This is a genomic window from Sphingobium sp. ba1 (genome assembly GCF_000743655.1).
In the GTDB taxonomy this organism is placed as follows: Bacteria; Pseudomonadota; Alphaproteobacteria; order Sphingomonadales; family Sphingomonadaceae; genus Sphingobium.
Map to the genome: position 1 here is coordinate 1,039,289 of NZ_JPPQ01000069.1, position 20,624 is coordinate 1,059,912.

The following is a 20,624-nucleotide window of genomic DNA, read 5'->3' on the forward strand; positions in this document are numbered from 1 at the left end:
CAGACAAGGCGCGACATCCCTGTTGGTGTCGCGCCTTGCCTTAATGTTGTTCCAGCCGTCCTTCGTGCAGGCGAACCACCCGGTCCATCTTTTGCGCCAACCGCTCATTGTGCGTGGCGACCAGCGCGGCGGAGCCTTCGCCACGGACTAGTCCTAAAAATTCCGCAAGCACGATGTCGGCGGTGCGCTCGTCCAGATTGCCGGTCGGTTCGTCGGCCAGCACCAGCGCGGGGCGGTTGGCCAGCGCGCGGGCGACGGCGACGCGCTGCTGCTCGCCGCCTGACAATTGGCTGGGGCGATGGTCGAGCCGGTGGCCGAGACCAAGCGCGGTCAGCAGCGATTCGGCACGCGTCTTGGCTGCACCTATGTCCACGTCGCGGATCACCTGCGGCAGGATCACATTTTCAGTTGCGTTGAAATCGGGCAGCAGATGGTGGAACTGATAAACGAATCCCAATGCGTCGCGACGCAGGCGGGTGCGGCCGTCATTGTCGAGCTTGGCCGCTTCCTCGCCGCCGATGCGGATCGAACCATCGAAGCCACCCTCCAGCAGGCCGACGGCCTGGAGCAGGGTCGATTTGCCCGACCCCGATGGCCCAAGCAAAGCCACGATCTCGCCCGGCCCCACATTGAGGTCGACGCCGCGCAGCACGTCGATGGTGACGCCGCCCTGGGTGAAGCTGCGGGTGAGGCCCGTGACCTTCAATATGTCATTCATAGCGCAGCACCTGGACCGGATCGGTATTGGCGGCCTTGAAGGCCGGATAAAGGGTAGCAAGGAAGCTGAACACCAGCGCCATGATGCAGATCGTGGCAATCTCCACCGGATCGGGCTGCGATGGTAATTCGGTCAGGAAGCGGATCGAGGGATCCCAGAGATTCTGACCCGTCACGAACTGGATCGCATTGACGATCCCCTGGCGGAAGAAGAGGAAGGTGAAGCCCAGTATCATGCCAGCCACCATGCCCAGCGTGCCGATCGTCACACCCACGGTCATGAAGATCTTGACCAGACCGATCCGGCTGGCCCCCATCGTCCGCAGGATGGCGATGTCACGCGTCTTGGCGCGGACCAGCATGATGAGCGAGGAAAGGATATTGAACACGGCGACCAACACGATGATCGATAGGACGACGAACATCGCAATCCGCTCGACAGCCAGCGCCTCGAACAGCGAAGCGTTCATCTGTCGCCAGTCGGTGACGACGGCGCGCCCTGCGACTTTGCCGGCGAGTGGCTCCAATATCTGGCCGACCCGATCGGCATCGACGGTTTCGACTTCGATCATGCCAACCACGTCGCCGAGCAGGAGCAGCGTCTGCGCATCCTCCATCGGCATGACGACGAACGCCTTGTCATAATCATAGACGCCGACTTCGAAGATGGCGGCGACCTGATAGGCGACCTGGCGCGGCACCGTGCCGAAGGGGGTCGAGCGACCGGCCGGATTGATGATGGTCAGGCTGTCGCCCAACTGGATGCCTAGATTTTCCGCCAGCCGCGAGCCGATGCCGATCCGGCTGCTATTGGCAGTCAGATTGTTGAGCGTCCCGGCCAGCACTTTGCCCTTGAGCGTCTTGTTGGTACGGATGTCGGGCACCGTCATGCCGCGCACCAGCACGGCCTCCACCCGGCCGTTGAAGGTCGCGAGCAGGGGCTGTTCGATCATCGGCGTGGCATTGGTGACGCCGGGCGTCGCCCTCGCCTGCGCCAACACCGACTGCCAGTCAGGCAGGCGGCCGCCATAGCCCTGCACCACCGCATGGCCGTTCAGGCCCACGATCTTGTCGAACAGTTCGGCGCGAAAGCCGTTCATGACGCTCATCACGATGATGAGCGCGGCGACGCCGAGCATCACCGCGGCCAGGCTGATGCCGGCGACGAGGAAGATGAACCCTTCCCCCTTGCCGGGCAAAAGGTAGCGCTTGGCGATCATGCGTTCGTAGCGGGAAAGAATCATGTGGCGCGGACGGCCTCTGTGGAAGGATAGGCTGATCGTCTAGGCATGGCGGGACCGAACGGCAAGCATTGCCAGATTGTTGCATCACGGCCACAGGGCGCACCGCAAAATCACAGACGTCCGATTTTGCCCGTGACTCCGGCCCGCCGCAGTCATAGCAAGACCCTAGAAGCACAGGTAAAAGGCCGTGGTTCAGGGATACTGCATCCCGCTTCGAGCTTAGGGGGCTGAGAAGCGGTTGAGGCAGACCAAGGGGGAGACGAGCAATCGTCTATGAAGCGCCCGGATCGTGAAAACACGATCCGGGCGCTTTTTATTTGGCGTCTGTTTCCGGGAATAGACATTGGACAAAAGGTCCAAGGTCGGCGTTTTTCCGCGCGCGCCATGCCCGTTTCGCCCTCTTGAAACCGTCGGCCTCAAAACCATATCCACGCTGTCCAGCCGCCCTATGGGGTTGGGCGCAGTATCGCCGGACGCCTGTTTCGGGTCCGGCCCGTTCATTTTGCTCTTTGGGAGATTATGACAATGCGTGCATTTGACCTTACCCCCTATCGTCGTTCCACCGTGGGTTTCGATCGTCTGTTCGACCTGATCGAAAACAACGCCCGGTTGAGCCAGGGTGACAATTATCCCCCGTTCAACATCGAGCGCCTGTCGGAGGATCGCTATCGCGTGACGCTGGCCGTTGCCGGTTTTCGTCCCGACGAGATCGACATCACCGCGCAGCAAAACCTGCTCCAGGTGATCGGTCGCAAGGATGAAGGGTCGGCATCGGATCGGTCCAAATATCTGCATGTCGGCATCGCCAATCGCAGCTTCGAGCGGCGGTTCGAACTCGCCGATTTCGTGCGGGTGGAAAAGGCCGACCTGGCCGATGGTCTGCTGGTGATCGACCTGTTGCGTGAAGTACCTGAAGCAATGAAGCCCAAGAAGATCGCCATCAATGGCGGTCAGCTTGTGGAGATCACCGCCAAGGACCGCGACGCCGCCTGAGCTGTGGAATGACGTAAGCCTGTGGGGCGCGGCCTTTGCGAAGGCCGCGCCCTTTTCTATATCTCGACCTGGCTGCCCAGTTCGACCACGCGGTTGGTGGGCAGGCGGAAGAATTCCATCGCGCTTTCCGCGTTGCGCAGCATCCAGGCGAAGATTTTTTCGCGCCACAGTGGCATGCCGGGCTTGGACGACGGCAACAGGGTCTGGCGCGCCAGGAAGAAGCTAGTATCCATCATCTTGAATGCCTGACCGCAGCCCGACACATTCTTGAGCGCGGCGGGAACGTCGGGCTCCTGCATGAAGCCATATTGCAGCACCATGCGGAAGAAGCCGCGACCCAGATCCTCCAGCTTGCAGCGGCCGTCATCCTCGACCACGGGGACATCCTTGATCTTGACGGTCAACAGGATCACTCGCTCGTGCAGCACCTTGTTATGCTTGAGATTGTGGAGCAGCGCATGGGGCACGCCATCGGGCGTCGAGGTCATGAAGACCGCTGTGCCGGGAACGCGCACCGCGCTGTTGGCGGCGGACGCCACGAACACCGGGATCGGCATCGCGGCTTCGCGCAACCGATCCTGCACCAGGCGGCGACCGCGCGACCAGGTGGTCAGCAGAGTGAAGATGATGAAGCCGATCAGCAGCGGGAACCAGCCGCCATCGGGCACCTTGGTCAGGTTGGCCGCGAGATAGGCACCATCGACAATGTAGAAAACGGCCAGCACCGGCGCGGCATAATACCATTTCCAGTTCCACAGCCGGTACAGCACGACGGTCAGCAGGACGTTGTCGATGAACATCGCACCAGTGACCGCGATGCCATAGGCGGCGGTCAGGTTGGACGAGGTCTTGAAGGTCAGCACCAGCAGGATGACCATCACCATCAGGCCCCAGTTGATGAGGGGGATGTAGATCTGGCCCGCCGTCGCGGCGCTGGTGTGGGCGATGCGCAGGCGCGGCATGAAGCCGAGCTGGATCGCCTGCTGCGTGACCGAGAAGGCACCGGAAATCACCGCCTGCGACGCGATGATCGCGGCCATGGTGGCGAGTGCGATGAGGGGCAACTGCGCCCATTGCGGCGCGAGATTGTAGAAGGGACTGTCGAGCGCTGCGGCCCCCTCCCGGAACAGCAACGCGCCCTGCCCCATATAGTTGAGCATCAGCGCGGGCAGGACGAAGGCGAGCCAGGACACGCGGATCGGATTGCGGCCGAAATGGCCCATATCGGCATACAGGGCTTCGGCCCCCGTCACCGCCAGCACGACCGAGCCGAGCGCCAGGAAGGCGGGCAGCGGATCAGTGACGAAGAACATCACCGCCCAATAGGGGTTGAAGGCGTAGAGGATGCCGGGCGTCTTGATGATCGAGAGAATGCCCAGCGTCGCGATCGTCACGAAATAGAGCAGCATGATCGGACCGAACAGGGTCGCGACCTTGTTGGTGCCCAGCCCCTGTATCCAGAACAACCCGACAAGAATCAGGATCACCACTGGCAGGATCGCAGGGGCCAGCACCGGATTATAAACGGCAAGACCCTCGACCGCCGACAGGACCGAGACGGCCGGTGTGATCATCGAGTCGCCGTAGAAGAGCGCCGTCGCAAAGACGCCAAGCAGGACGATGCCGCGCGACCAGCGCTGCGTCTTGGTCTGGCCGTTGATCAGTGCGAGCAGCGCAAGGCTGCCGCCCTCGCCCTTATTATCCGCGCGCATGATGATGCTGACATATTTCAGCGTCACCACCAGCATCATCGACCAGAACATCAGGCTGATGACGCCCAATATATGGTCGGGGTCGAGCGTCAGTTCATGATGCCCGGCGAAGGTTTCGCGGAAGGCGTAGAGCGGGCTGGTGCCGATGTCGCCAAAGACGATGCCGATCGCGCCGACCACCAGCTTGACGGTGGCCTTCTGCCGGGCATGGCCGTGGCCGGATTCTTCCTCGCCGGACGTCGGCGCGGTGTTGGGAAGCAGGTCAGCCATGCAGGAAAAACGCAATGGTCATACTGTGTCGACATCCGAAGAGAAGCGATGACGGACGATGCTGTCACCCCACAAACCGCCGCGCCCTACCATGCCCTCCGGGGGCGTGCAATGCGACGCTGCGTGCCTAAGGTGCGGCCGTTCCATCCTGAGCCAGAAGGGCATCGATACGCGCGATATTGGCTTGAAGTTCCGTTTTCATCCGGCTGCCTTCCGGCGCGCTATCCGCCAACGGCGCCCAGATGCCACGAGCAGCCTGCAACTGGTTGTTGCGTGCCAGCGCCAGGCCGTAGAAATAGCGCGGCGCGAGACCTTCGCCATCCAGCGCCATGGCCCGCCGGAACGCGAAATCCGCGCCCGGCGACAATATGCCATCGGCATGGGCGACCAGCGCATTGCCAAAGCCGAGCCAGAGCGTGGCGTCGTCGGGCCTGGCGCGCAGGCCGGATAGCAGGATGTTGGCGGCATCCTTTGTCTTGCCCTGACGGCCCAGGCCATCGGACAGAATCAGCCATTGCCCGGTCGGGCCGAAACGTTCGCCGAGGCTGCGCCGTTCTTCGGCCAGCTTCTCGTCAAACTGGCCCTCGACCGGCTTGGTCGACCGCGGCGCACCGGCAAGGCTGGGGTTCCCCTGCCAGGCATAGCCCGCCAGCCCCAGCAGGAGCGCGGCCGCGCTGATCTCCCGCGCGGAACGGGGGATGCGGCCAAGCAGCAGCATGGCGAGGAAAGCCAGAGCCGCGAGGCCGAAGGCGAGGAACCAGCCGGTCATGACCGCACCTTTCGCTTGATCCGGCCGCGCAGGAGCAGCAGGCCAAGGCCAAGCAGCAGCAAGGGTGCACCCCAGAGCGGCCAGAGGATGGGGGCGGCGGTAGGCTCGTAGCTGACCCAGTCGCCATAGCGGGCGATCAGCCAGGTGCGGATCGCTTCGGGCTGCTCGCCCGCCATGATCCGTTCTCGGATTTGCGAGCGCATGTCGCCGGCCATGCTGGCATTGCTGTCGGCGATCGACTGGCTCTGACAGGTGAGGCAGCGGATGGTTTCCATCAGCGCCTTGGCCTTGCGCTCCTGTGCGGGGTCGGCGAGTTGGCGATCGGCATAGGGCGCAGGCGGCAGCGCGGTCTGGGCGGCGAGCGGCGTCGCGATCAGCGCGAGGAGGAAAGCCATGATCAGTCTCATTGCGCGGCCCTCAGCTTTTCGAGGATCATCGGCACATCGTCGGCGCGGATGTCGCCAATATGCTGGTAGGCGATGCGCCCCTTGCCATCGATGACGAAGGTTTCGGGCACGCCGGACGAGCCGAGCGCGATTTGGACGGCGCTGCGGGCGTCGAGGCCGATGCGGGCGTAGGGATTGCCGTAGCGGGCGAGGAAGGCATCGACATCGGGCCGGGCGTCGCGGATGGCGATGGCGTCGATCGGGACACCGGCCTGTTTGAGCGCCAGCAATTGCGGGGCTTCCGCTGCGCACGGGACGCACCAGCTGGCAAAGATGTTGAGCAGGCGGGGCTGGCCGGTGGCCATTTGCGCGCTGGCGAGTGGCGGGCGGTCGCTGGCGGCGGCGGGCAGCGTGAAGGCCGGGAGCGGCTGGCCGATCAGGCGGGAATGGATGACGCGGTCATCGGGCTGGAACAAGCCGCTGGCGAACAGGGCGATGAAGCCCAGGAAAAGCCCAAGCGGCAGCCAGATCAGGAGCTTCCTCATGCGGTGGCCGCCCTGGCGCGCCACTTCATCAGCCAGCCGCGTCGTTCGCGGCCCAGCAGCGCGAGGAAGCCGCCCAGCGCAATCAGGATGCCGCCGAACCAGATGAGGGTGACGAAGGGCTTCCACCAGATGCGCAATTGCCAGCGACCGCCGTCGACTTCCTCTCCCAGCACGACGTAAAGTTGGCCGTCCCAGCGGGTGAGCAAGGCCGCTTCGCTGGTGGTGGTCGGAGGCGAGGCGAAGAAGCGGGATTGGGGGTGGATCATCACCGGCGCGCCGCCGCGACGGACTTCCATGTCGGCCTGGAGCGCGGTCCAGTTATCGCCCGCTATGGGTTGGATCTGTACGAATCGCAGTTGCCAACCTGCGGTCTGGATCATGTCGCCGGGGCGGGCGGCGACCAGTTTCTCGACCGTGAAGGCGGAGTCGCTGGCCATGCCGCCTAAGCTGACCGCGCAGCCGAGATGCGCGATGACCATGCCATAGGTGAAGAGCGGGGTGCGGCGCAGATTGCGTTTCCACAACGGCGCGAGGCTGGCGACTCCGACCGCTCCGGCGATGACGAGGCCAAGGAACGGCAGGATGCCGATGCGGCCCCAGGCCAAAACGGACAGCGAAGCGGACAAGGATAGCGCTATGAGAAAGGGAATTAACAAACGTTTGGTCACCACCCGCGCATCGTCCCTGCGCCAACGCACCAAGGGGCCGACAGCCATGGCGATCATCAGCGCGAGCGCGATCGGCCCGGCGATCCGGTCGAAATAGGGCGCGCCGACCGAGACTTTGTGGCCAAAGGCTTCGGTCATCAGCGGATAGAGGGTACCGACCAGGACCAGTCCCAATATGACCGTCAGCAGCAAGTTATTGATAACCAACATGGTTTCACGGCTAACCAACTCGAATGGCGCGCCTTCGCGTACGGCACCGATGCGCCAACCGAAAAGGGCGAGCGCGCCGCCGATATAGAGGGCGAGCAGGCCGAGGATGAAACTGCCGCGTTCCGGGTCCACCGCGAAGGCATGGACGCTGGTGAGGATACCCGAACGGACGAGGAAGGTGCCGACCATCGACATGGAGAAGGCGACGACCGCCAGCATGACCGTCCAGGCGCGCAGAGCGTCGCGGGTCGCCAGCACGGTAACGCTGTGGAGCAAGGCTGTCGCGGCGAGCCAGGGCATGAGCGAGGCGTTTTCGACCGGATCCCAGAACCACCAGCCGCCCCAGCCCAATTCATAATAGGCCCAATAGCTGCCCGCGGTGATGCCCAGCGTCAGCATCACCCAGGCGGCCAGCACCCAGGGGCGCATCGCGCGGGCAAAGGCGGCATCGACCTGCCGCGTCAGCAACGCGCCGATCGCGAAGGAGAAAGCGACCGAGAGGCCGACATAGCCGATATAGAGCGTGGGCGGATGGAAGGCGAGACCGGGATCTTGCAGCAGCGGGTTCAGCCCCTGCCCGTCCGCTGGCGCGGGGGCGATGCGGGCGAAGGGGTTGGAGGAGAAGAGCAGGAAGGCGTAGAAGCCGAGCGAAATCGCGGCTTGGCCGCCCAGTGTCGCTATATGGGTGTCGCGGCGCAGCGCGCGCTCGAACAGCGCAACGGCGGCTCCGGCGACGCCCATGACCGTGACCCAGAGCAGCATCGACCCTTCATGATTGCCCCATGTGCCCGCGAATTTATAGAGCCAAGGCTTGGCCGAATGGCTGTTGGTCGCGACCAGCAGCACCGACATGTCCGAGCGCAAAAAGAGCGTGACGAGCGCGATGAAGGCGATGGCGGTCAACACGCCCTGCGCCACGGCGGCGGGACGCACGGCGGCGAGCAGGTCGGGCTTGTTGCCCTTAAGGCCCGTGAAGGCGAGGACAAGCTGGAGCAGCGCCAGCGCAGCGGCGAGCCAGAGCGCGGCGAGGCCGATTTCGGCGATCATAGGGCCTTATCCACGCAAAAATGATCCTCCCCCTGTGGGGGAGGTGGCTGGCCGCAGGCCAGACGGAGGGGTGTCCTGCTATCGAGAGGGTGACACCCCTCCGTCAACGCTTCGCGTTGCCACCTCCCCTGCCAGGGGAGGATGAGAATATCGTACAGCCTCACTGGTCCACCTCGATTTCACGGGTGGTTTCGTTGTAGCTCATGCCTTCCAACTCGCGGGGCATATAGCGTTCGTCATGTTTGGCGAGCAGGTTGGTGGCGACGAAGGTGCCTTTGGTATCGAACGATCCTTCGGCGACGACGCCGCTGCCTTCCTTGAACAGGTCGGGCGCGATGCCGCTGAAGGTGGCGGGCACGGTGGCCTTGCCGTCGGTAACGTCGAAAGTGATGGTGACGCCATCGGGCGCGCGCTTGAGGCTGTCCTTGACCACCATGCCGCCAAGGCGGATCGGCTTGCCGGGTTCGACACCCTTGGTCTTCACATCGCCCGGCGCATAGAAATAGGCGGCTTCATCCTTGAGCGCGGAGGCGGCGAGCAGGCCCGCACCGATGAGCGCCACCAATGCAGCGAGCGCGAGGATCAGCCGTTGATGCTTGGCCTTCATGCGCGGTCCGCCAGTTGCTCGGCCTGGGCCTCGGCACGGCGCATCGCGCGCCAGCTAAGCCAGCTGACCGCCGCCGTGCCCAGCAGGGTGACCGCATAAGCGGCGATGACGAAGGTCCATTGCTGCATCGGGGTCACCCTCTCGCGAGACGCTGCATGCGCGCCTCGACCTTGTTCTGCGCCAATATCGCGCGCATCCGCATCAGGACGATCGCGCCGAACCAGAGTGTGAAGCCGAGCAGCGTCAGGCCCAGCGGCCACAGGATCGCCATGTCGATGCTTGACCCGCGCATGGTGATGGATGGCCCCTGATGCAGGCTGTTCCACCACACGACCGAGCGATTGATGATGGGAATATTGACCGCACCGACAAGGCCGAAGATGGCAGTGACGTTGCTGACGCCGCCCTGCCCGGCCCCTTGGCGGGCGCTGGCATTGGCGAGCGCGATATAGCCAAGATAGAGGAAAAGCAGGACCAGCATGGAGGTCATCCGCCCGTCCCATTCCCACCAGGTGCCCCAGGTCGGGCGACCCCAGATCGATCCCGTGGCCAGGCATATGGCAGTGAACAGCGCGCCGGGCGCGGCGATCGCGCGGCCTGCCACGGCGGCAAGCGGATGCCGCCACACCAGTTGCATCAGCGCGGCGATGGCGATGCCGGTCCAGCCGCCCATACCGAGCCAGGCGGCAGGCACATGGATATAAAGGATGCGCACCGTCTGCCCCTGCAAATAGTCGGCGGGCGTCAGCCACAGGCCGCACGCGCAGCCCGCCAGCAATAGGGCAAGCCCCGGCCAGAACAGCCAGCCCGTCAACGGGCGCGCGATCTTGAGGAAGCGGGCGGGATTGGCGAAACGATGCATCAGGGCTGCGTCTGTAGCGGGGCATGCAGGGCAATGCCAGTGGGGCGTTTTGCGGATGGACGGGGATTTACGCAGCGCAACGACGAGATTGACAGTCCGCGCCTACTTCGCCGATAGCCGATGCCATCGGGCCAACACGGACGCCCGGTCAGACGGGGTCCGTCCAAGTCCGTTCCATTCGTCGTGACTGCGGCGTGAGGAGCGTTAGATGACCGACCCGATTACCGACATACAGCCGCCGCGCATCAGCCTGATCGCGCTGTTCCTCAAATTCCTGCGTTTCGGCGCGCTCGCCTTTGGCGGGCCGGTGGCGCAGATCGCGATGGTGCGCCATGCGTTGGTCGAGGAGGAGCGCTGGATCACGCCTGGGCGCTTCAACCGATTGCTCGCGGTGTTGCAGATATTGCCCGGACCCGAAGCCCATGAACTGTGCGTCCATCTGGGGATGATGGCGCGCGGGCGGATGGGCGGACTGCTCGCCGGGCTGGGCTTCATGCTGCCGGGACTAGCGCTGATGATGGTCGCGGGCTGGCTTTATGTCGGCTGGATCGCCGGCAATGCGGGACTTGCGGGCGTTTTGCTCGGCGTGCAGATCGTGGTGCTGGCGATCATCTTGCGGGCCGTCGTGCGGATTGGTCAGCATATCATCGAGGATCGGACGCTGGCGGTGATCGCCGTGGTGGCGCTGGTCGCGACGCTGGCGAATGTGCCATTCTGGGTCATATTGATCGCGGGCGGGGCCGCCTATGCGCTGGCCAACAGGCCGGTGATCGCCGCGCTGCTGCTGATCGTGCCGGTCATCGGCGCGGGGATGATCGGCCATGTTGCGGGCGAAGCGGAAACGGCAGCGCAGATGGTAGCCGCTGCCCCAGCCACCGTGGCGATGCTGTTCATCGCCGGATTGAAGGGTGGTCTGCTGACCTTTGGCGGAGCCTATACCGCCATTCCCTATGTCCGTGCCGATACGGTCGGGCGCGGGTGGATCAGCGATTCAGCTTTCCTCGACGGGATCGCCCTCGCAGGGATATTGCCTGCGCCGCTGGTGATCTTCGCGACCTTCGTCGGCTATGTCGCGGGCGGGCCGATCGGCGCGCTGGCAGTGACGGCGGGGATGTTCCTGCCTGCCTTCGCCTTTTCGATGATCTTTTTCGAACGGCTGGAAGCGGTTGTCGAAAATCCGGCGCTGCACCGGATGCTGACCGGCGTGGCGGCCGCCGTCGTGGGCATCATCGCCGCGACATTCGTGCAATTGGCCCAGGCGACGGGCGCGCGCGTGGACAGGCCGGTCTTCGCGATGCTGCTGTTCCTGGTTGCTTTGGTCGTGGCCTGGCGGGTCAAGGGCGCGTGGGTGACGCCCGCGATCGTGGCGGGCGGGGCGCTGGCGGGATGGGTCATCGCGCCCTGATGACGGGGTCCGGCGGCGCAGTCCCGACCAGTCGAAATCGCCGCTCGACGCTTTTTTGTGACAGGAGGGCGACAAAGCGGCTTCGAGTGACTATATGCGCGCTCAACGACGACCCCTGGATATTCCTTATGGGTTGTCAGGAACGGCTATGGAACCGCTCGCACCCATGATGACTACGAACCCCTTCGACGACGACAAGTTGCGCGAGGAATGCGGCATTTTCGGCGTTTCGGGCGCTGATACGGCGTCCGCTATCGTCGCGCTTGGCCTCCACGCGCTCCAGCATCGGGGGCAGGAAGCCGCCGGTATCACCAGTTGGGACGGGCATGATTTCCACACCCACCGGGCCATGGGCCATGTGGCGGGGAATTTCGACCGGGACGAGGTGATTCGCGGATTGCCGGGCGACGCGGCATGCGGCCATGTGCGCTATTCGACCACCGGCGAGACGTCGCTGCGCAATGTGCAGCCGCTCTATGCCGAACTGAATTCGGGCGGATTCGCGATCGCTCATAATGGCAATATCTCCAACGCGATGAAGGTGCGGCGCGAGCTGATTCGGCGCGGGTCGATCTTTCAGTCGACGTCGGATACCGAGGTCATCATCCATCTGGTGGCGACGTCCAGCTATCGCACGCTGCTCGACAAGTTCATCGATGCGTTGAAGCAGGTCGAGGGTGCCTATTCGCTGATCGTCATGACGCCCGAAGGGATGATCGCCTGTCGCGATCCGCTGGGCATCCGGCCGCTGGTGATGGGCAAGCTCGGCGATACGACGATCTTCGCATCCGAGACGGTCGCGCTCGACGTGGTGGGTGCCGAATATCTGCGCACGATCGAGCCGGGCGAACTGGTGATCGTCACCAATGAAGGCGAGATTCGGTCGCATCGGCCGTTCGGCCCGGTGCATCCGCGTCCCTGTATCTTCGAGCATGTCTATTTCAGCCGCCCCGATTCGATCGTCGACGGGTCGAGCGTCTATTCGGTCCGCAAGGCGATCGGCGCGCAACTGGCGATCGAGAATCCGGTCGAGGCGGATTATGTGATCCCCGTGCCCGACAGCGGCGTGCCCGCGGCGATCGGCTATGCCCAGCAATCGGGCATTCCGTTTGAACTCGGCATCATCCGGTCGCACTATATCGGGCGGACCTTCATCCAGCCGGGCGACAAGGTGCGCCATCTGGGTGTGAAGCTGAAGCATAATGCCAACCGCGCGCTGATCAAAGGCAAGCGGATCGTGCTGATCGACGATTCGATCGTGCGCGGGACGACCAGCTTGAAGATCGTGCAGATGATGCGCGAGGCGGGCGCGGCAGAGGTTCACATGCGGATCGCATCCCCGCCGACCAAGCATAGCTGCTTCTATGGCGTCGATACGCCCGAACGCACCAAGCTGCTGGCGCACAAGCTGGACGTGGGCGGCATGCAGGATTTCATCCATGCCGACAGCCTGTCCTTCATCTCGATCGATGGCCTGTACAAGGCACTGGGCGAGGCGAAGCGGGCCGACACGCGGCCGCAATATTGCGACGCCTGTTTCACCGGCGATTATCCCACCGCGCTGACGGATCAGGATGATGTGGTGGTGACCAATCAGCTGGAATTGCTGGCCGAGCGGGTGGCCTGACGGGCTTTCCTTGCGCTTTTCTCCGAACCTAAAAGATCCGTTCGGGCTGAGCCTGTCGAAGCCCCTTCCTTGTGCAGGAAGTGAGGCCCTTCGACAGGCTCAGGGCGAACGGAACATAAATCAGTTTGAAAATGACGAGATGCTATGACTGACACTTCCTCTCGCTCCGGCCCCCTCTCCGGCAAATTGGCGCTCGTCACCGGGGCCAGTCGTGGCATTGGCGCGGCCACGGCCGAGGCTTTGGGCCGGGCGGGTGCGCATGTCGTGCTGACCGCGCGGACGACCGGCGGGCTGGAAGAGGTGGAGGAGCGCATCCACGCCGCAGGCGGCAGCGCGACGATCGCGCCGCTCGACCTGATCGATGGCGAGAGCATCGGGCGGCTGGCGCAGGCGATCGGGGGGCGCTGGGACGCGCTCGATATATTGGTGCTGAACGCCGCGACGCTGGGCGCGCTGGCGGCGGTGCCGGCGATCGACGCCAAGGAATTTGCGCGACTGTTGACGCTCAATATCGCTGCCCCCCAGGCGCTGATCGCGGCGTTCGACGGGATGCTGCGGGCCAGCAAGGATGCGCGGGTGGTGGCGGTGACGTCGTCGGTCGTCAGCCCGCGCGCTTATTGGGGTGCCTATGGTGCGTCGAAGGCGGCGCTGGAAACGCTGGTGGGTGCCTATGGTGAGGAGATGAAGAATATCTCGGCCATCCGCACCCATATCGTCGATCCGGGCGCGACCCGCACGGCGATGCGCGCGCGGGCCTTTCCGGGGGAAGACCCTGCGACGCTCAAGGGGCCGGAGGTCGTGGCCGATGCGATTGTCGGACTGGTCGCGGCGGATACGCCGACCGGGCACCGGATGCGGGTTGAGGGCTGAACGCGGCGCGGGCGTTTCTCGACTGCGCTCGACACGAACGGCGGTTTTAGGCGGGCTTCACCAGCGTCACTTGTGCCACGTCGATGCCGCCGCCGCGGAAGCCGCCTTCGCAATACATCAGATAATAGCGCCATAAGGCCACGAAATGTTGGTCGAAACTGGCGGGCAGCAGGCCTTGCTCGATCGCTAGGTCGAAGCGTAAGCGCCAGCGGCGGAGTGTCTGCGCATAATGCTGGCCGAAGCGGTAGATGTCGCGCCACTCCAGCCCCTGTTGCTCAGCCAACGCGCGGAAGCGGCTTTCCGACATCAGCATCCCGCCGGGGAAGATATAGGTCTGGATGAAGTCCGCGCCGCGCGCATAGCGGTCGAAGATCGCGTCATCGATCAGGATATATTGGATCGCCGCGCGGCCGCCGGGCTTGAGCAAGCGGTGGATGGTGGCGAGATAGGCGGGCCAATAGCGCTGGCCGACGGCTTCGACCATTTCGACGCTGGCGATGGCGTCACATTGGCCCTGCGCATCGCGATAGTCGGTGAGGCAGATTTGCGCGCCGGAGCCGAGCCTGTCGCGGGCATAGTCGGCCTGCTCGGTCGAGAGCGTCAGGCCAGTATAGGCGATCGTCTGCCGCTCCATCGCCTGTTCGGCGAGGCCGCCCCAACCGCAGCCAATTTCGAGCAGGCTATCGCCATTCTTGAGCGCCAGCCGGTCGAGAATCGCATCGACCTTGCGCCGCTGGGCCTGTTCCAGGTCTTCCGACCCGCTGTCAGGGTCTACGAACAAGGCACTGGAATAATGCATGAGATCGTCCAGCCAGAGCTGGTAGAAATCATTGCCCAGATCATAATGATAGGCGATATTGTGGCGCGACCCGGTGCGGCTATTGCGCCGTGCCCAGTGGATGGCGCAGCCGATCCAGCGGGTCGGGCCATTGGGGCGCGCGACGCGGCCGAGCGCGACGGCATTGGTCATGAACAGGGCAAAGAGCGGCACCGGGTCTGGGCTGGTCCATTCGCCCGCCGCCCAGGCGCGATACCAGCCCGCCGACCCGCCGGTCGCCAGCCGCACCAGTGCGCGCCAGTGGACGAGATGGACTTCGCAATGCGGCCCCGGCGTCCGACCGCCCAGCATCCGGCGCGCGCCGTCGGGCAGGGTGGCGTCGAGCGACCCTTGATCCAGCCCCCGGTCGATCCGGTCGAGCAGGCGATGGAAGAGCGGTCCCAACGCGCGGCCCATCCGGCTGGGCTTGCCGGAACGGGGCGGCTGGCGCACGGAAAGCGCGCGGCGGCCGCGGCGTGGATCGACTGCATTCATGGCGTCATTCCTGCCCGAAGCAGGCGGGCGCTGCAATCACCCCTTTGCGTGGCAATAGGCCGCTAAGGCGCGCTCGCGGCCTTCACGATGCTCGATGATCTTGGGTGGATAAGCGGCGGGGCGCGCGCCATGGGCGTCAGGGTCGTGGATAACGCTGTCGTTGAGATCGGCCAGTTCGGGCACCCAACGGCGGATATAGGCGGCGGCGTCGAATTTTTCCGACTGGCTGAGCGGGGCCATGATGCGGGTGAACAGATTGGCGTCAACGCCGCTGCCCGCGACCCATTGCCAATTGACGCTATTATTGGCGTAGCTGGCATCAACGAGCGTGTCCCAGAACCAGCGTGCGCCGTGGCGCCAGTCGATCAACAGATGTTTGATGAGGAAGCTAGCGGCGATCATGCGGATGCGGTTATGCATCCAGCCGGTCGCCCAAAGCTGGCGCATGCCCGCATCCACGATCGGATAGCCGGTGCGCCCGGTCTTCCAGGCGGTAAAGTCCGACCCGGCGCTGCGCAGGTCGCGCCATTGCAGCGCATCGAAATCCGACCGGGCATTTTCCGAGCCATAGGTCGGCATCTGGCAAATCTGCACATGAGCATAATCGCGCCAGATCAGCTCCTTGAGATAGACTGTTGCATCCTGTCCTGAAGCGGCAACGCGGTGCCAGACGGTAGCGGGCGAGATTTCGCCGAAGTGGAGATGGGGCGACAAGCGCGAGGAGCCTTCGACCGAGGGCAGGTTGCGCGCGACCGGATAGTCGCCGACTGCATCGAGAAAGCTGTTGAGGTGCGCACGCGCGCCTGCTTCGCCGGGCGTCCAGTCTTCGGTGAAGCCGGTCGCCCAATCGGGCCTGGTGGGGAGCAAGGCCCAGTCCTCCAGCGCGTCGCTGGCTGGCCATTGATCCGGGGACGGAATGGCCGCAGGCGCGCGGGTCGGCGTGGGCGGTGGCATATGCTCCATCACCGCGCGGGAAAAGGGCGTGTAGATGCGATAGATGCCCCCTGCCCCGGTCCGCACGGCACCGGGCGGCAGCAGCAGACCGCCATCGTGGAGGCAAAGGTCAAGCGCCTTGGCCACCGCCTTTTCGGCGTTACGCCACCAGGGTTCATAATGGTGCAGGGCATGGACGCGGCGCGCGCCGGTTTCTTCGGCCAGTTGCGCCAGTATCTCGGCCGACGCCCCGCGCCGCAGGATGAGACGCGACCCCTTTTCGCGCAGCCGCTCGTCCAGGCTGGTCAGGCTGTGGTGCAGCCACCAACGCGACGCGCCACCCATCGCCCAACTGCGCGGCATGTCATCGTCCAATATATAGACCGGGATGACCGGCCCCTCCTCCACCGCAGCGGCGAGCGCGGCCTGATCGGACAGGCGCAGATCCTGGCGGAGCCAGAGGAGGACGGGGGCGTTGCTGGACATGATGGGGCAATGCGCGGCACCGGGCCGGGTTCCAACCACCCTATCGGGCATATTGTGGACCAACGGCCCGTCGCAAATCAGGCCATGCGCGATTCGATCCATGGACGCGCACGGCAGCCGCGCTTATCCTTAGGTTCGGTGCCCTGCTGGGGTCTGTGGCACCATATGAGAAAGATTCAGGGGATTTATGGCTTCCACGCCCAATGAACGGGAAATGGCATATCGGCCGTGCGTCGGCATCATGCTGGTCAACAGGGATGGTAAGGTTTTCGTCGGCCAACGGCTCGATAATGTCGTGGAAGCCTGGCAAATGCCGCAGGGCGGGATCGACGAGGGCGAGGACGCCAAGGCCGCGGCGCTGCGCGAACTGGGCGAGGAAACCGGCATCGGGCCGGAGCATGTCGAGATCATCGCCAAGGCCAGGGATGAGCATTTCTACGATCTGCCGCCTGAATTGCTGGGCAAATTATGGGGCGGCAAATATCGCGGCCAGCGCCAATATTGGTATCTCGCTCGTTTCCTGGGGCAGGATAGCGACGTCAATATTCAGACCAAGCATCCCGAATTTCGCAGCTGGAAATGGGCCGAGCCTGAAACGTTGCCGGAACTGATCGTACCGTTCAAGCGCAAGCTGTATCGCGATATCCTGCAGGAATTCAAATCGTTGATCTGACCGTTGCGATACCGTTCCTGCGGCAGGCCGTGCGCAAAACAGGCACTTAGGGGCTTAAGTTTTGCCGTCGAGCGGGTATGACGGAGCCATGCGTGCCTGTTTGATCCTGATATCGTTCCTGTTTGCCGCCCCTGCTTTGGCCGCCGACCCCGTTTTGCTGCCGTCATCGGTACGCGAAATGCTGGAGGCGGCAATCGCCAATGGCAGCGAGACGGAGATCGCCACCGTCGCCAAGATCGCGCGGCAGACCAATCCCGCGTCGGGTGACGAGATCCAGCGGATGGTCAATAGCTGGAAGGAACGCACCAAGGCGACTCACGACACCGTGATTCGCGAGGCGCGGTTCACCGAATTATGGACCGGGCGGGTCGAGGCGGGCGGGTTCCGCTCGACCGGCTCCACTAGCGAACTGGGCCTGAGCGGCACGGCCACGGCGACTCGCGCAGGCCTTCAATGGACGCACAAGCTGAGCGCGACGGCGGATTATCGTCGCGCCAATGGCGTGACCTCGCGCGAACGCTATCTCGCCAGCTACGAGCCACGCTATCAGTTCGATCCGCGCGGTTTCGCCTATGGGCTGACCCAGTTCGAGCGGGATACGTCGATCGGCTATGACGAACGCTATACCGGGTCGGTCGGTATCGGTTACAAGCTGATCGTCAGCCAGCCGCTGGATTTGCAGGTCGATATCGGTCCGTCGGTGCGACACGCCAAATATCTGACCGGCGAGCGCGAAACCAAGCTCGGCGCGCGTGGATCGATGGCGGCGGTGTGGCGCTTGTCGCCGACGCTGACGCTCAAGCAGACGGCGGCGGGCTATGCCGAGAGCGAGGTTTATTCGCTCAACTCGCTGACCGCGATCGAGACGAAGGTGGCGGCACGGCTGTCGGCCGCCCTGTCCTACAACGTCCAATATGAGTCGGAAACGCTGCTGAGCGCGCGCGATCTGGACACGCTGAGCCGGTTGACGCTGACCTACGACTTCTGACGCGGTGGGGGTGGAGGCGCGCGACGCGCTCTGATAGACCCTTGCCATGAACTCCTTATCAACGATCGAAGCCGCCCTGCTGGAGCGGGCCGCCGCTGCGCCTATGCTGTCGCAGGTGCAGGATTGGGCGGCGATCAACAGCGGGTCGCGGCATCTGGACGGGCTGGCGCGGATGGCCAGCGCGCTGGCGGATAGCTTTGCCGTGCTGCCGGGCGACGTGACGCTGATCGATGCGGCACCGGTCGAGACGATGCGCGCCGATGGGCAGGTCGAGATGATCATCCATGGGCAGCATCTGCATTTGTCGGTGCGGCCGCAAGCACCGGTGCAGATTTTGCTCACCGGGCATATGGACACGGTCTTTGCCGCCGATCACCCGTTCCGGGCGCAGCGCTGGATCGAATCCGGCGTGCTGAACGGGCCGGGGGTCGCCGACATGAAGGGCGGCATTGCGGTCATGCTGTCGGCGCTGCGGGCGATCGAGGGGACGGACGCGGCGCAAGCACTTGGCTATGACGTCGTCATCAATAGCGACGAAGAAGTGGGCAGCCCCTCCTCCGCTGGCTTGTTGCGGGCGGTGGCGGCGGGCAAGATCGCGGCCTTCACCTATGAGCCTGCCCTGCCCGATGGCACGCTGGCGGGCGCGCGGGCGGGGAGCGGCAATTTCTCGATCGTGGTGAGCGGGCGCAGCGCCCATGCCGGGCGCAATCCCGATGAGGGGCGCAACGCGCTGCTGGCGGCGGCCGATCTGGCGCTGCGGCTCAAGGCCGGGAGCGGCCCTGGCTGTTCGTGCAATCCGGCGAAGATCGAGGGCGGCGGGCCGAATAATGTCGTGCCCGACCATGCGGTGTTGCGGGTCAATTTCCGGCCCCGGACACCGCAGGATGAGGCGGCGGCGCGGGCGCTGATCGAGCGGGCGATGACCGCTGTGGCGCGCGACCATGACGTCAGCCTGCATCTGCATGGCGGTTTCGGACGGCCGCCAAAGCCGATGGATGACAAGGCCGAGCGCCTGTTCGGGCTGGTCAAGCAATGCGGAGCCGATCTGGGGCTGGAGATTGGCTGGCGCGATACCAGCGGGGTGTGCGACGGCAATAATATCGCGGCCTGCGGCGTGCCGGTGGTCGATACGATGGGGGTGCGCGGCGGGAGCATCCATAGCGATGCCGAATTTCTGATCGCCGACAGCCTGCCCGAACGGGCGCAATTGTCGGCGCTGGCGCTGCTGCGGATCGCGCAAGGCAAATATAAGATATGAACAAGAGAGGGTAAGCGCTTGAGTTTCATCATGCGAACCGCACGGGCGGAGGATTTGCAGACGCTCTATGAAATGGCGAAGCTGACCGGGGGTGGCTTCACCAACCTGCCGCCTGACCGCAAGTCTTTGGCGGCCAAGCTGGAGCGGACCGAGGCGGCGCTGGCGCGGGCGGAGGATGGCATTGCCGACGAGTTGATCGTCATGGTGCTGGAAAATGTCGAGACGGGGCAGGTGCGCGGCACTTGCCAGATTTTCTCGACCGTGGGGCAAAGCTGGCCCTTCTATTCCTATCGGCTGGGGATGCTGACCCAGCATAGCCGCGAACTGGGCCGGACATTCCGGGCGCAGATGCTCTCGCTCACCACCGATCTGGAAGGGTCGGTCGAGGTCGGCGGGCTGTTCCTGCATCCGCGCGAACGGGCCGAGGGGCTGGGCCTGCTGCTGTCGCGTAGCCGCTATCTCTATATTCGCGGGCATCGGCAGCGCTTTGGCGACAAGGTGATTGCCGAATTGCGCGGCGTGATCGACGAGGCGGGCGGGTCGCCCTTTTGGGACGGTTTGGCCGGGCGCTTCTTTGGCATGAGCTTTCAGGAGGCTGATGAATTCAACGCCGTCAACGGCAACCAGTTCATCGCCGACCTGATGCCCAAGACGCCCATCTATACCGCGATGCTGACCGACAGCGCGCGCGCGGTCATCGGCCTGCCCCACCCCAATGGCCGGGCGGCGATGCGGATGCTGGAGACCGAAGGGTTCGACAATGCGGGCTATGTCGATATTTTCGACGGTGGCCCGACGATGGTCGGGCAGATCGACCAGTTGAAGACGATTGCGGGCGCGCGCGACGTGACACTGGGCGCGACGCATGAGAAGGGCGGCGACAAGATGCTGATCGCGACCGGGCGCCTCGCGGACTATCGCTGCACCTGGGGTTTCGTGCAGGAAGCGGATGGCGTCGTGTCGCTCGATGCGGCGAGCGCGGCGCGGATCGGGCTGGAACCGGGGGTCGAATTCACCATGGCGGGGCGGGCATGAGCGTTAC

At 64.3% G+C, this 20,624-nt stretch carries 20 protein-coding genes; 8 read left to right on the forward strand and 12 right to left on the reverse strand.

Features of this window, described 5'->3' with window-relative positions; all coding sequences use genetic code 11:
- Positions 1 to 40: 40 nt before the first annotated feature.
- Positions 41 to 718 carry an ABC transporter ATP-binding protein gene (locus IL54_RS08070; protein ID WP_037474606.1) on the reverse strand — a complete coding sequence of 226 codons (678 nt, stop codon included), beginning with the start codon at positions 716 to 718 and terminating at the stop codon, positions 41 to 43.
- The gene (locus IL54_RS08075; protein ID WP_037474611.1) at positions 711 to 1,961 is read right to left on the reverse strand and encodes a lipoprotein-releasing ABC transporter permease subunit; all 1,251 of its coding nucleotides are present in this window, start codon (positions 1,959 to 1,961) and stop codon (positions 711 to 713) included. The genes IL54_RS08070 and IL54_RS08075 overlap by 8 nt, the downstream gene beginning before the upstream one ends.
- A gap of 519 nt (positions 1,962 to 2,480) precedes the next feature.
- On the opposite strand from IL54_RS08075, the gene IL54_RS08080 reads away from it, so the two are divergent.
- Positions 2,481 to 2,954: an Hsp20 family protein gene (locus IL54_RS08080; RefSeq protein WP_171899275.1), complete on the forward strand. Its 474-nt coding sequence runs from the start codon at positions 2,481 to 2,483 to the stop codon at positions 2,952 to 2,954.
- Positions 2,955 to 3,010: 56 nt separating this feature from the next.
- Here IL54_RS08080 and IL54_RS08085 read toward each other — a convergent pair whose 3' ends face one another.
- The 8 genes from IL54_RS08085 to ccmC form a co-directional block, all read right to left on the reverse strand.
- Positions 3,011 to 4,936, reverse strand: coding sequence for a potassium transporter Kup (locus IL54_RS08085; RefSeq protein ID WP_037474617.1), 1,926 nt, complete (start codon positions 4,934 to 4,936; stop codon positions 3,011 to 3,013).
- 127 nt (positions 4,937 to 5,063) lie between these two features.
- Entirely contained in the window at positions 5,064 to 5,705 is a 642-nt protein-coding gene (locus IL54_RS08090) for a tetratricopeptide repeat protein (protein ID WP_037474620.1), read from the reverse strand.
- Positions 5,702 to 6,112 (reverse strand): cytochrome c-type biogenesis protein, encoded by a 411-nt coding sequence (locus IL54_RS08095; RefSeq protein ID WP_037474623.1) that lies wholly within the window; start codon positions 6,110 to 6,112, stop codon positions 5,702 to 5,704. Before IL54_RS08095 ends, IL54_RS08090 begins: the two co-directional genes overlap by 4 nt.
- Positions 6,109 to 6,636 carry a redoxin family protein gene (locus IL54_RS08100; RefSeq protein WP_037474627.1) on the reverse strand — a complete coding sequence of 176 codons (528 nt, stop codon included), beginning with the start codon at positions 6,634 to 6,636 and terminating at the stop codon, positions 6,109 to 6,111. Before IL54_RS08100 ends, IL54_RS08095 begins: the two co-directional genes overlap by 4 nt.
- Positions 6,633 to 8,561, reverse strand: a complete 1,929-nt coding sequence (locus tag IL54_RS08105; RefSeq protein WP_037474629.1) for a heme lyase CcmF/NrfE family subunit — start codon at positions 8,559 to 8,561, stop codon at positions 6,633 to 6,635. The genes IL54_RS08100 and IL54_RS08105 overlap by 4 nt, the downstream gene beginning before the upstream one ends.
- A gap of 160 nt (positions 8,562 to 8,721) precedes the next feature.
- A complete protein-coding gene (gene ccmE / locus IL54_RS08110) occupies positions 8,722 to 9,168 on the reverse strand; it encodes a cytochrome c maturation protein CcmE (RefSeq protein WP_037474631.1) in 447 nt (148 codons plus the stop codon).
- Positions 9,165 to 9,296 carry a hypothetical protein gene (locus IL54_RS25690; RefSeq protein ID WP_272945507.1) on the reverse strand — a complete coding sequence of 44 codons (132 nt, stop codon included), beginning with the start codon at positions 9,294 to 9,296 and terminating at the stop codon, positions 9,165 to 9,167. Before IL54_RS25690 ends, ccmE begins: the two co-directional genes overlap by 4 nt.
- A 5-nt stretch (positions 9,297 to 9,301) precedes the next feature.
- Positions 9,302 to 10,030, reverse strand: a complete 729-nt coding sequence (gene ccmC, locus IL54_RS08115; protein WP_037474633.1) for a heme ABC transporter permease CcmC — start codon at positions 10,028 to 10,030, stop codon at positions 9,302 to 9,304.
- 208 nt (positions 10,031 to 10,238) lie between these two features.
- Here ccmC and chrA point away from each other — a divergent pair, with 208 nt between their 5' ends.
- The 3 genes from chrA to IL54_RS08130 all read left to right on the forward strand — a co-directional run bounded on the left by chrA (position 10,239) and on the right by IL54_RS08130 (position 13,932).
- Entirely contained in the window at positions 10,239 to 11,435 is a 1,197-nt protein-coding gene (chrA, locus tag IL54_RS08120) for a chromate efflux transporter (protein ID WP_037474634.1), read from the forward strand.
- Positions 11,436 to 11,601: 166 nt separating this feature from the next.
- Entirely contained in the window at positions 11,602 to 13,062 is a 1,461-nt protein-coding gene (purF, locus tag IL54_RS08125; protein ID WP_333972528.1) for an amidophosphoribosyltransferase, read from the forward strand.
- A gap of 144 nt (positions 13,063 to 13,206) precedes the next feature.
- Positions 13,207 to 13,932, forward strand: coding sequence for an SDR family NAD(P)-dependent oxidoreductase (locus IL54_RS08130; protein ID WP_037474636.1), 726 nt, complete (start codon positions 13,207 to 13,209; stop codon positions 13,930 to 13,932).
- 46 nt (positions 13,933 to 13,978) lie between these two features.
- On the opposite strand, the gene IL54_RS08135 is transcribed toward IL54_RS08130, so the two are convergent.
- Positions 13,979 to 15,244 (reverse strand): SAM-dependent methyltransferase, encoded by a 1,266-nt coding sequence (locus tag IL54_RS08135; RefSeq protein ID WP_037474639.1) that lies wholly within the window; start codon positions 15,242 to 15,244, stop codon positions 13,979 to 13,981.
- A 36-nt stretch (positions 15,245 to 15,280) separates the two neighbouring features.
- Complete coding sequence (locus IL54_RS08140) at positions 15,281 to 16,663, reverse strand: cryptochrome/photolyase family protein (protein ID WP_237748818.1); 1,383 nt, start codon at positions 16,661 to 16,663, stop codon at positions 15,281 to 15,283.
- A gap of 187 nt (positions 16,664 to 16,850) precedes the next feature.
- Between IL54_RS08140 and IL54_RS08145 the strand changes: the two genes are divergently transcribed.
- From IL54_RS08145 to IL54_RS08160, 4 genes are all read left to right on the forward strand, one after another.
- Positions 16,851 to 17,336: an RNA pyrophosphohydrolase gene (locus IL54_RS08145; RefSeq protein ID WP_037474644.1), complete on the forward strand. Its 486-nt coding sequence runs from the start codon at positions 16,851 to 16,853 to the stop codon at positions 17,334 to 17,336.
- Between the two features lie 88 nt (positions 17,337 to 17,424).
- A complete protein-coding gene (locus tag IL54_RS08150; protein ID WP_037474646.1) occupies positions 17,425 to 18,324 on the forward strand; it encodes a DUF481 domain-containing protein in 900 nt (299 codons plus the stop codon).
- A gap of 46 nt (positions 18,325 to 18,370) precedes the next feature.
- Positions 18,371 to 19,582, forward strand: coding sequence for a hydrolase (locus IL54_RS08155; protein WP_037474649.1), 1,212 nt, complete (start codon positions 18,371 to 18,373; stop codon positions 19,580 to 19,582).
- Between the two features lie 18 nt (positions 19,583 to 19,600).
- On the forward strand, positions 19,601 to 20,617 hold the full coding sequence (locus IL54_RS08160) for an arginine N-succinyltransferase (RefSeq protein ID WP_037474651.1): 1,017 nt from the start codon (positions 19,601 to 19,603) through the stop codon (positions 20,615 to 20,617).
- Positions 20,618 to 20,624: the final 7 nt, after the last annotated feature.